This is a genomic window from Streptomyces sp. NPDC048275 (assembly GCF_040652275.1).
Taxonomy (GTDB): domain Bacteria; phylum Actinomycetota; class Actinomycetes; order Streptomycetales; family Streptomycetaceae; genus Streptomyces.
On sequence record NZ_JBEZLR010000171.1, the window covers coordinates 1 to 10,905 of the forward strand.

Sequence of the window (10,905 nt, forward strand, 5' to 3'; positions counted from 1 at the left end):
CTGGGAGATACGCGACGACATCCACGAAGCGTTCCTCACCCTCGGATGCGCACTCATCTGCTGGCGACGCCTGAAGTCATTGCGATAGGAGTTCTTAGCCGGACGAGGCGTACGACGAAGAAATCGCCGGAGTGGGCTCGGCGGTGGATGTTCCGGCTGGAGGCGGCGAGTCGCCCTGCGGAGTGTTCGCCGCACGCACGAGGACGTACAGCACCAGGACGAAGACCACCACGGCGAGCCATCGTCGACGCCACGGTGCCGGGGAATCGGACATGTATCGCCCCCTCTCGCAGCACGTCCCTGGCCAGCTCCCTTGTGCAGCAGTCGGCTTAAGACCTACGTCAGGTGCCCCTGCACGACATCGGGCTTCCGGCTACGCCCGTCCGGCCCGACTGTAGGACTCCGCCCTCGGCAACCGCCTGATGTTCGGCAGCTCACGTGGCTGAACAGCGCCGAGCCGCCCACACAGTCGGTGGGCGGCTCGGCCGTAAGGGCAGTGAGTCACCTGATGAATCGCGCTACGCCCGTGGAGTGATGCAGCAGCCACTCCAGCGGACCACGCCGGAAGTGCCGGGTCCAGCCCACCGCCAGGACCATGGCGGCGGCGATGGCGCAGGTCAGCGCCAGCAGGGCCGGGCCCGTCTCCTCTTCCATGCCGACGGCGGCGATGGCGAGGACGTGCAGGACGTAGGCGGTCAGCGCGATTACGCCGACCGCGCTGACGGGAGCGAACAGGCGAGTGAGGCGCGGGAGGCGTTCCGTGGCGGCGACGCATGCGGCGATGAGGGCGAGCGCGACGCCGCTATTGCCGAGAATGGAGAACGTGGTCTGGCTGTGCGGGACACCCACCAGGAGCCAGGTGACCGGGGTGTCGCCGATGAGGTAGCCGACCGTGTCGGACCACCAGGCGGAGGCCCCGGAGTCCCCGTCGGTGGCGGCGATGGTGCTGTGCGCGCCGGGCACGAGGCTCAGGGCCAGCCAGGAGCCGCCGTAGCCGAGGACGGCCAGTGCACCGCCGGTGCGGGCCAGCCGCCCTCGCACTCGGGCCCGGGGGAGGTCGAGCCGGGCCACCGCCATGCTGGCGATCAGGAAGGGAGCCCAGGTCAGTACCGGGTACTCGCCGGTGAAGAGCAGCTCGACGAGTCCGTCCGTGCCGCTGAGCCCGGCCACCGGGTCGTAGGCGATGACCGTGTCCGCCCACTCCCCGTTGTGGATCGACTCGCGTATCACGTAGAGCACTTGGGCCTGATCAGCGCGCCTGCGGTGGCGCTGGCGGCGAGGGTGCAGGCCCGGAGCCGGTACAGCGGGAGGACCGCGAGGAAGAGGGTGCCGTAGAAGGCGAGGATCACGTCGACGTCGGTGCCGAGGCCGGTCAGGGCGAAGCCCAGCGGGATCAGGACTAGGGCGCGGATGACGATCCGGCCCACCGCCTGCCGCCCGGCACGTCCGGTGCGGGGCTGCGGGCGGCCGGTGATCAGCACGAGGCTGAAGCCAGCGAGCAGGGCGAAAAGCGTGGCTGAGCGGCCGCGGGCCGGCTCCATGACGAAGCCCAGCGGCCCGCCTATGGCTGGGTCCGGGCCGAAGTGGGCGGCGTACATGCCGAGGACCGCCAGCCCACGGGCCAGGTCAATACCGATCAGGCGTGCTGTCGACGGCGGAGCGGGGGCGGTGGTCGAGGAGACGCTCCGGAGGGCCTCGCCTCCGTGACGGGCACCTGGGGCTCGGTCGATGTCGTGTCCGGGGTCATGTGTTCCAGAGTTGGGGGCGCCGCCCCCGTCGGCCCATCCGGCGAACGGCCGGAACCACCCCCGCCAACCGGCCGGAGCGCGACCGCCGTCCTGCTGGATCCTCCCTCGCCGGGTTGCGCGACCCGGAGCGCGGAGGAACCTGGGAGCAACCCCCGACGTCGTAGCAGTCCAAAGGTGGTCCGGGGCCGAGCGGAGCACGGGTGATCCGGGTAGTGGTGGTCGACAACGAGGCTCTGATCCGTATGGGCTTCACACACATTCTCAACACCGCGGACGACATCGAGGTCGTGGCGGCGGTGCCCGGCGGCCAAGCGGTCCGCGCGGTGCTGGAGTTGCGTCCGGAGGTCGTGCTGCTCGACATCCGGATGCCGGACGTCGACGGGCTGACGGTCCTCGCCGACCTTCGCCTGCTGCCGGACCCGCCTGTGGTGGCCATGCTCACCACCTTCAACATGGACGAGTACGTGGCGACGGCCCTGCGCTCGGGAGCTGCCGGGTTCCTCCTCAAGGACACCGACCTCGAGCAACTGCCCCATCTCGTCCGCGCCTTGACCGACGGCGGTGTCGTGCTGCCGTCGAAGGTCACCCGCACGGTCGTGGACGGCTATCTGGCGGGGAGCCGTTGGGAGGAGGCCGCCGAGGTCGTGGGGCGGCTGACCGGCCGTGAGCGCCGTGTCCTCGCCCTCATCGCGGAGGGCCTGTCCAACACCGAGATCGGCAGCCGTATGCATCTGAGCACCGGCACGGTGAAGGACCATGTCAGCGCCCTCCTCGCCAAACTGGAGGTGAGCACCCGCGTCCAGGCCGCCCTGCTCGCCGAACGTGCGGGCCTGCTCATGCCGCCGCTGTCGTGCCGTCTCCCCCGCGAGCCCTCCACCCCGCGCATCACCGTCTGGCGCAAGCTCAAGCGCCTCGGTGTGGCCCAGATCAGCGACGGCCTAATCGCACTGCTGGCCGACGCCCGCACGCGCGAGCAACTGGAGTGGATCGCCGAGGAGATCACCGAGTCCGACGACGCCGCTACTCTGTGGATCGCTCGGCCCGCGGCCATCGCCGAGGAACACAAGCTCGCCCCGAGCATGGCGGACGCCCGGGGCGCCGAGTACGAGGCGGTACGCGTCCAGGCCGAAAAGGCTCGCCACCAGCCGGCCGACGAACGGGAGCGCATCTTGCGCCGACTCCGCGCGGAACTGCGCCGCATACACCGCCGCGACTACTTCCCCTCACCGGATCGTCGCACCGCCGAAGCCGCGGTGGAGGCCCTTCACCCCGCCAACACCGAGACCGCTCCCGAGGAGACCTCCGCATGAATCGATAATTATCGGAACTAAAGGTAAATACGCCGCGTTTCCATTTGTCGGAGCATCAGCCCCCTCTCACGTCAGGGAGGGTGTCGCCGAGCCGCTGGCCGAGTCCTCCACATCTCCAGCAAAGGTCAGAATTCCGTGCACGTAGCGCAACGGGTAAGAGCCGCTACCGCGATTCGCGAAATCATCCAACAATTGATAACCGGCACACAGGACGACTTCATTTCCCTGAAACGATTCCAGGTTGATCACTGCGGCCTCAAGAAGGCCGACCTCGTCGGCAAGCAGAGGAATACTGCCGCGCCCTCCGATTGAACTAAATCCGACTCGCGCGTAAAGCGATGGTATCAGTTCAGATCCGCTGGATCTGGCGAGGATATCTCCATTCGCATCGCTTAATTTGAGGATGCAGGTATGGGCATGCCCCAGAACCTCTATGAGGGCACCTACCTCGCGGGCTGTGATCGCAATCACAGTCGGACTGGACGGCATCTCGGGCTCGCTGGGCTGGTCACGGCGACGTCGGCGCATCGATCTGCTCCCGGAAGGGCCTGCAATGCTGGAGTTCCGCTTGCCGTCCAGCTGTTCCGCACTACAGTCGATAACGCGGGAGTCAAGCGATTCATGAAGTATACCGTAAGCGCTTTCCCGATCCAATGCCCCTAATTACGGTTTGTGTTGATTTGCGCCAATTTTGCTAGGTGAGACCGGATTAGGCATCCGGTCTCATCTAGCTTCCCGGACATCGGCGCCGCAGTGCGGGGGGGCTATGTCGTTAGAATTGACGGCTTTCAGGAGGGACTACCGTTCACCCCTGATTATCTTTTTGCCTTACGTCGCCCGCCTCGAAACTGCTCCTTGAGAGCTCGGTACCCCTCCCGGAGATTCAGATACTCCAGGAACCCCCCTATCGCCCGGCCTGCGAATCTTAGAACGCGCACAAGAATTCCTGCGGCGTCATCCACGGAAATCTCCTCCCGGGTCCGCCGGGGACAGGATTTATGGCCTGTCCCCGGCAGACATCTGAATCAGGTGCAGCTACCCCGGCCACGGTAACCGGTGTACCGCCTGCAGATGCGCTGCTTACCCGCGTAGGTCAGCGCGGTGTTGTAGGAGCGCATGTACCGGTAGTTACCCACCATCTTGCGCCCGTACCTGTAGGCGGAGCCCACTCCCCAGAAGGCTCCTCCGCAGCCGGCAGCGTGTCGCCAACTGCGCGTGCACATGCGGCCGACCCTGCGAGGGTTCCTGACAAAGCGGTAGGCATAGCGGGCCTTCTTCGCCGGGTTGATCAGTGAGGCGCCCATGCGAGCCCCGTAGTACCAGTGCCGGTAGTTGGGGTTGCGGCTGGTCCGCCCCCACCAACTCTTGAACCTCTTGCGCCAGCCCCACTTGCCGTCGAGGTCGTACTGGTTGAGCGGGTCGGCGTTGACGTAGTCGTAGGCGTTGGCGTTGCCGCCGGGGACAGGGTCGACCGACAGAAAGCGTCCGCTGGTGGGGTCGTAGAGGCGGACGCCCATGAGGGTCGCGCCGTTGGGTGTTTCGGTGCTGCGTTGTTTGCCGCCGAGCCAGCCGTAGCGGGCGGGGTCGGTGCCAGGCAACGGGTTGCCGTATTCGTCGTAGGTGTTGACGACCGGGGTGGTGCTGTCCACGAGCGGGATCTGGGCGGCGATGTCGCCGTGGAGGTTGGACAGTTGCAGGACAACGTCACCGCTGGCGCTGGTGGTGGCGATCAGGTTGCCGGCCAGGTCTTCGAGGCTGCGGCTGATGCCGTTGCTTGCCGAGGTCCAGTCGGGGCTGTCGCCCTCACTGCCGTAGTGGTTCGTCGTGGCAGCGGCCGTTCCCCACGTGCCGTCCTCCGCTTGCTCCTCCGTGGCCCACGAAGCGAGACGCCCGCTTGCGTCAAGGTTCCAGGTCGTCCGCTTGGAGTTGGCGGTGATCTGGCGGACGAGGTCGTTGGTGTAGTAGGCGTTCTGGGTGCCGCCGGCTTGTGCGGTGGTGCGGCCGAAGGCGTCGTAGACGGTGCCGGCGGCGATCAGCCGGTCGGCGCTGTCATAGGTGGAGTTGACGGTGTTGGTGGTGGGGGTTCCTCCGTCAACGTCGTCGATGGTGGTAACCAAGGAGGTGCGGTTGGTGTTGTCGTCGAAGCCGTATGCACGGTGCGTGGTGACACCGGCCTGGGAGTCGTCGACCTTGGTCAGGCGGCCTGCCGCGTCGTAGGTGTACTCCTGGTAGGCGCCGCCTCCGGTGTAGGTGGTGCGGGAGACGACCTGGTCGTGGATGGACTCACTGGTGGATTCGCCCTGGACGGTCCAGCCGGATTCCCAGTGCCAGTAGCGGGAGGTCTCCGTACCGGTGGGGTCGAGGTTGAACTCGACGTCCATGTTCCACGGCAGCACTTGCTTGTACAGGCGGCCGTCGGAGTCGTAGGAGCCGGTGACGTCACCGATGGTGCCCATGACCGAGTCGTGGATCCGGCTGGGCAGGCCGACCGGATTGTCGTAGTCGTACGTCACGGTCGACGGCGCCGAGTCAGTAGCCCTGATCCTGCGGTCGCGGTTGTCGTACTCGGTTCGGGTGACGTTGCCCGCGCCGTCGTCGTATGCGATCTCCCGACCGAGCAGGTCGGTGGTACGGCTGATGGTCGCGGTGCCGTTGGATATGGTCGCTACATCGCCACTGCCCGAGTCGTAGGTGGTGGTCTGGGCCGGGACCGCGGTGCCGACCCCGCCCGTGACCTGGGTCTGCTTCAGACGGCCGGCCGTGTCGTAGGTGCTGGTCGTGGTGCGGGTGACGCTGTTGGCCGTCTCGGTGACCTTGGCGGGGTTGCCCCAGCGGTCGTACTCCGTGGTCGTGACCGGCAGTTCGGTGGGGTTGGAGCCGCCCCCGGTGATCGCGCCGGCCGGACTCGTGGAGCATTCCAGGTCGGCCCATTCCGGGCGTCCGGCGCACGTGCCGGTTCCGGTGGCGGACCAGTAGCTGGTCACTGTGGCCCCGGCGTCGGTGCCGGTGGACTTGGGCAGTGTGGTCTTAGTGACTCGGCCCTGGGCGTCGTAGCTGGTGGTCTTCGTCAGCTTCAGCCCGTTCGGATCGGTGACGACGCTGGTGGGCAGTCCCTTGACCCAGTCGTAGCCGGTGGCGGTGGTGCGCACGTCACCGTCCGTGGGGTAGCCGTCGATCGCGGCGCCCACCTTGGTGGTGGTCACCTGGTCGGTCACGGTGGCGGTGCCGTCGGTGGGGCGGCCTTCGTCGTAGGTGTTGACGGTGTGCTCACGCGCCGCGACCTGCACCCCGGCCGGAAGGTCCGGGCTGTCCGCGTCCCCGGTGAGGGCCTTGGTGAGGGTGACCAGGTGCAGCGGCCCGAACTCCTCCAACTGCCGCTTGCCGTCGGCCGAGTAGACCGAGACGGTGCCCAGCTGGCGGGCCCGCTCAGCCGTGGAGTCGGACAGAATGCCGAGTTCGCTCTGCGTGTTGACCTGGTAGTCCGCGCTGCCCAGGGCCAGTTCACGGTTGGTAGCGGTCAGGTCGAAGACGGTGTTGCCGAACCGGTCGTACTGCTTGGTGGTCAGATGCCGCCCTGGCAGGCCGGTGTTGACCTCACGACCGGAGGCATCGGTGTAGGTGATGGACGCCTTGTCGTAGTCGGCCGCGCCCAGATCGCTTCCCGTGTGGGAGGACGGAACCTGGTCGGCGGGGAAGACGGCAGCAGCGTCCGTGGGTGCGTCCGTCTGGCCCCACGTGGCGGCGTCGCCGGGTGAGACCTGGTTGGGGGCCTTGTCGCCGGACAGCGGCACGTCGTAGACGACGGAGGTCGTCGCCTTGCCGCCGTCCTGTTCGTCCTTGCTGCCCGCCTTCAAGGTCGGGCGGGAAGCCGACAGCAGCATGCCGTCCCCGGACACCGCGTTGGAACCGGCCGTGCCGTACTCGAACGTCCACGACAGCTCACCCGGCGGAGTCAAAGTGATGACGCGACCGGCACTGTCGTAGGTGTAGGCCGTCTTGAGCGCAGGAGAGATGCGCGGGTCCCACTGCTCGCGCAGGCGGCCCGTGCTGTCGTAGGTGTACTGGGAGATCGCAATGGCCGTCGCCGTCGACGCCCCCGGGTCGGTAGCCCACAGACGGACCTGCTTCACCTGCCCGCTGTAGTCACCGAGTGCACTCGATGTGGCGGTGGTGGAGGTGGAGTAGACGTATTCCAGCATCCGGCAGCCCTTGGTCGCCGGGGTGGCCGCGCAGGTGCTGGCCGACACCGCCGAGGTCGGAGCGATCACGTACTTGGGCCGGGCCAGCGTCTTGCCGCCCACCGTGGTCTTCTCCGAGATCACCGTGGTGGTGGACTGGTCCGTCGGCAGGAACGTGGTGGCCAGCTGCCACGTGGTGGCGGTGGAATCGACCTTGCTGAACACCGACGTGGTGCCGTCGGTGTCCTTCAGCGTGAAGGAGCCGGTCAGGCTGCCGGTCAGGGTCAGGTCTTCGGCGCCGGACTCCGGCTTCCAGCCGCCACTGCTGGTCGCGGTGAAGCCGGTCTCCTCCCCATCCACGTCCACGACCGCCACTGAGGTAGCTGAGGTCTTGCGCAGGTAGGTCCACTCGCTGTCGGAGATCTCCGCGGTCGTGCCGGCAGTCCATTGCGGTCCGAAGATCGCAACCTGTCCCTCCTGCTGGGCGCCGTTGGCGGGGCGTCGGGAAGAGGAGGACCGGGTGACCGACAGGTCGAAGGCAGAGGCATCGGTGGCCGACAGGCCGAAGTCACCGGTCAGCGTGTTCACGCTGCCCGGACCGACGTTCTCGCTGGGTGCCTCGCCCGCGTTGCGGTCCACCGTGATGGTGGTGGCCGGGGAGGCGTCCGAGGTGGATCCGTCGGTGAACAACGCGCGGACGTCTACCGAGCCGTCCTCGCTGAGGGTGTCAGTGATGTTCCAGATCAGGGCCTCAGCGTTGCCACTGGTGACAGTCGCCGGCCAGGCGGTCGGGGTCGAGCCGTCACTCTTGCGGCGGACATTCGCGACCGGGATGTCCTTCCAGGTGTCGGTCTCGCCGCGCCGGTACTGGTAGCGCACCCCGGTGTCGCCCGTCTTGCCCTGACCTGTCAGCTCCGTGCGGCGGGCCGGACGGTCTCCATCACCCGGGGTAAGCAGGGCGGCGCCGGAACCGGCGTAGAAGGTATAAGCGGTCCCCGTGGACACGTTGCCTGCCGCGTCCTTGGTGCGGGCGGTCAAGGTGTGCTTGCCCGCGCGGAAGACCGGCTTGCGGGTGACTGCGGTGCCAGTGGTGGCCGCCGACTGCCAGGTGCCGCCGTCCAGGTTCCACTGGACTTCCTTCACATCGCTGGTCGGCGGGGTGAAGGTGAACGAGCCGGTGAAGTCGCCGTTGGCGTCCGGTGTACCCGACCACTGACCTGCCGGGAAGTCGCCCGAAGACACGGCCGTCTTGGCAGGTGCCGTGGTGTCGACGGTGAGAGCGCGGAAGGCCGACCAGGCGCTGTTCGCCGATCCGTCCCCGGAGCGCGTACGCCACTTGTAGGCACCGGCCGCTAGCGCGGAGGGGGTCCAGGTGGCCGTCGCCCCCGAAGCGACGGAGGCGCTGGAGCCGGAACGCAGCGCCGAGGTGCCGTTGGAGGCCCAGACCTCGTAGTCCAGCGTGACCTGCGAGCCGTCGCCGTCCAGCGCCTTCGCTGACAAGGTCGGCGTGGTGTCGTTGGTGGCCCCCTTGTCCGCTGGCGATATCAGCGTTGGCACACCGGGGATGGAGTTGTAGGTCACCGACACATACGGCGTGTTGGAGGCGGCGTTGCCGGAGTTGAACCGCTTCCAGCCATACGGATCAGCCTCGTCCGAAGCGCGCAGGCCCAGGTGGTTGGTGGCGTTGCCGTTGTCGGCCCAGATCTGAGCCAGGGACTTGATGTCCGTACTGACCCAGCCGTCGTTGCAGGAGCTGGAGAAGCCCTTGGTCTGCGTGCTGGTGGCGTATTTCGTCGTGCCCCAGTTCGGCTGGCTTGTCCAGCGGGTGCTCGTGGAGGCCGCCCCCGTGCCGTACACGTCCCAGCCCTTGGCCGTGCACGACCAGGAGTGGAACTCGTACAGGTTCAGCTTCGCCGCGGTGATCTGCTTGCCGGTGATGTTCTTCATCGGGAACGACAGGAACGAACGGGCCACTTGGTCCGATCCGTTGTTGCCGAGCTTCAGTTCGGTCGCGGCCGACTGGTCGGTGGTGTAGCCCTGTTGAACGAAGGTGTCGAAGCTGGTGCCGACGTTGATGGATGGATCGATGGTGACCGGGAACCGGGTCTCCTCATCCGCCAGGAAAGCGGCGTCCGGCGTCAGGGTCAGGGTGACGGTGTCGCCGTCCTGCGCGACCTTCACTCCCACCTTCGCGGTGTTGGTGTGTTCGCCCGAGTTCTTGTCGGTGCGCGCATCCCACATCACTGGAGAGGGCAAAACCCCCGCGCTTTTGCCCTTGGCATCGGTGAAAGTGACCGACCCGTCATCGTGCGCCTTCGCGGTCAGACCCTTGGCCTTAAGGCTGTAGGCGACTGCACCGTTAGAGTCGACTGCGGAACGATTCTTCAGCTCCAGGAACTGCTCGTAGCCGGTTCGCGTGGACTCGATGAGCAGGTCGGTTGCCGGCAGGGCGTCCTTGTAGCGGGCGACCGTGTCATCGGCCCCCTCGATCGTGGGCTCGGGCAGCGCACCGTACCAGCCGAGCTGCAGCTCCCGACCCGCACGATCCTCCATCGTGACCAGTGGCACCGCAGCCGACGCACTCTTCTCGCCAGCCGCCTTCAGACCCTTCGGAGCGGCCTTCTTGCCAGCCAGAGTCAGCCCGTGCGGATGTCCACTGGCCTTGATCGAACCGTCGTCGGCCTGTACCAACGAAGGGTCGACGGCATGCCACGCCTCATCGGCGCCCTTGAACCGAACCGGAGCGGTGTACGCCTCCTCTGTGACCGTCCCGTCGGGGTTCACGTACGTCGTCGACGTCCCCGTACGCGCATCGGTGACCTCGATCCGGCGCTTCTGGATCCTGGCCTTGAGGCGAGCGGCCGCTTCCGAAGCGGCAGTTGCGGAACCAAGGTTCTTAGGTTTGCTGGACGCCTTCGCGCCTGGGGTGACACGTAACAGCGCGACGGCCTCACCCGTGGACTGGATGACCACGGCGGTCTCGACTGCCATCAGCAACGTCAAAGCCAGCGCTACGCGTCGCAGATGCCCTAGGGACGGTAGCGGTCGGAACGGAAGCTCCGGGTCGACGGATCTGTGCCGCCTGTCTCTATGGAAGAGAGATGACATGTGAAGTCCTCACTGGCGCAGTTACGCCCTGCGCCAGTGAGGGATCTTCACACCCAACTCACAACCTGTCACGACCCCTCCGTGACGAAAACACGAAGGCCTCCAACTCTGAAGGTTGATCATTTACTACCAAAATTCACCAGACCGCCACTCGCCCCACAAGTATCCCCGAATGTGAATCGGTCATTTACGCCAAAGCGACATTGCCTCGCCTTGCCTCTCTTGGTTAGGTCTTTACCGACTTGAGAGTTGGTCGAGGTGACTTATTAGCCGCAAACCGAGGACTTTGCGCCACCTGTCGGCATGCGCCGGTATGCCTCTGCCCCATGAGATGGCTCTGCCGCGCCACTTGATCCAGCATCATCTTCACGGCTCCGTGTAGATGCGTTGGGGAGATGCTTCGCTGATGGCCACGACGTCGAAGGCGAGGGCGAGCAGTTGTGCAGGCGCCGCACACGTCTTAGGACTTGCCGGGAAATAAGTCGTGGCTTCCAGCTCCGGGGATCGTTGTAGTGGTATGGGTCGACCGGAGGGGATCGAGGCCGTCCTGGCGGCGAAGTT

At 66.5% G+C, this 10,905-nt stretch carries 6 protein-coding genes and 2 pseudogenes; 2 read left to right on the plus strand and 6 right to left on the minus strand.

Annotated elements, in window-relative coordinates; genetic code table 11:
- Positions 1 to 94: 94 nt before the first annotated feature.
- From AB0D57_RS45955 to AB0D57_RS45965, 3 genes are all read right to left on the minus strand, one after another.
- Positions 95 to 274 (minus strand): hypothetical protein, encoded by a 180-nt coding sequence (locus AB0D57_RS45955; protein ID WP_362088476.1) that lies wholly within the window; start codon positions 272 to 274, stop codon positions 95 to 97.
- 227 nt (positions 275 to 501) lie between these two features.
- Positions 502 to 1,239 (minus strand): DUF418 domain-containing protein, encoded by a 738-nt coding sequence (locus AB0D57_RS45960; protein WP_362088477.1) that lies wholly within the window; start codon positions 1,237 to 1,239, stop codon positions 502 to 504.
- Positions 1,227 to 1,598 (minus strand): hypothetical protein, encoded by a 372-nt coding sequence (locus AB0D57_RS45965; RefSeq protein WP_362088478.1) that lies wholly within the window; start codon positions 1,596 to 1,598, stop codon positions 1,227 to 1,229. The genes AB0D57_RS45960 and AB0D57_RS45965 overlap by 13 nt, the downstream gene beginning before the upstream one ends.
- Positions 1,599 to 1,948: 350 nt before the next feature.
- On the opposite strand from AB0D57_RS45965, the pseudogene AB0D57_RS45970 reads away from it, so the two are divergent.
- Together AB0D57_RS45970 and AB0D57_RS45975 are read left to right on the plus strand one after the other, a co-directional pair.
- A pseudogene (locus tag AB0D57_RS45970) lies at positions 1,949 to 2,584 on the plus strand (response regulator transcription factor); the annotation flags it as partial.
- A 57-nt stretch (positions 2,585 to 2,641) separates the two neighbouring features.
- A pseudogene (locus AB0D57_RS45975) lies at positions 2,642 to 3,058 on the plus strand (Chromate resistance protein ChrB); the annotation flags it as partial.
- Between the two features lie 66 nt (positions 3,059 to 3,124).
- Here the strand turns inward: AB0D57_RS45975 and AB0D57_RS45980 are convergent.
- The 3 genes from AB0D57_RS45980 to AB0D57_RS45990 form a co-directional block, all read right to left on the minus strand.
- Positions 3,125 to 3,529 (minus strand): hypothetical protein, encoded by a 405-nt coding sequence (locus AB0D57_RS45980; RefSeq protein WP_362088479.1) that lies wholly within the window; start codon positions 3,527 to 3,529, stop codon positions 3,125 to 3,127.
- A 554-nt stretch (positions 3,530 to 4,083) separates the two neighbouring features.
- Positions 4,084 to 10,227 carry a DNRLRE domain-containing protein gene (locus AB0D57_RS45985; RefSeq protein ID WP_362088480.1) on the minus strand — a complete coding sequence of 2,048 codons (6,144 nt, stop codon included), beginning with the start codon at positions 10,225 to 10,227 and terminating at the stop codon, positions 4,084 to 4,086.
- Positions 10,228 to 10,710: 483 nt separating this feature from the next.
- A partial coding sequence (locus AB0D57_RS45990) for a hypothetical protein (protein ID WP_362088481.1) occupies positions 10,711 to 10,905 on the minus strand: 195 nt, incomplete at its 5' end.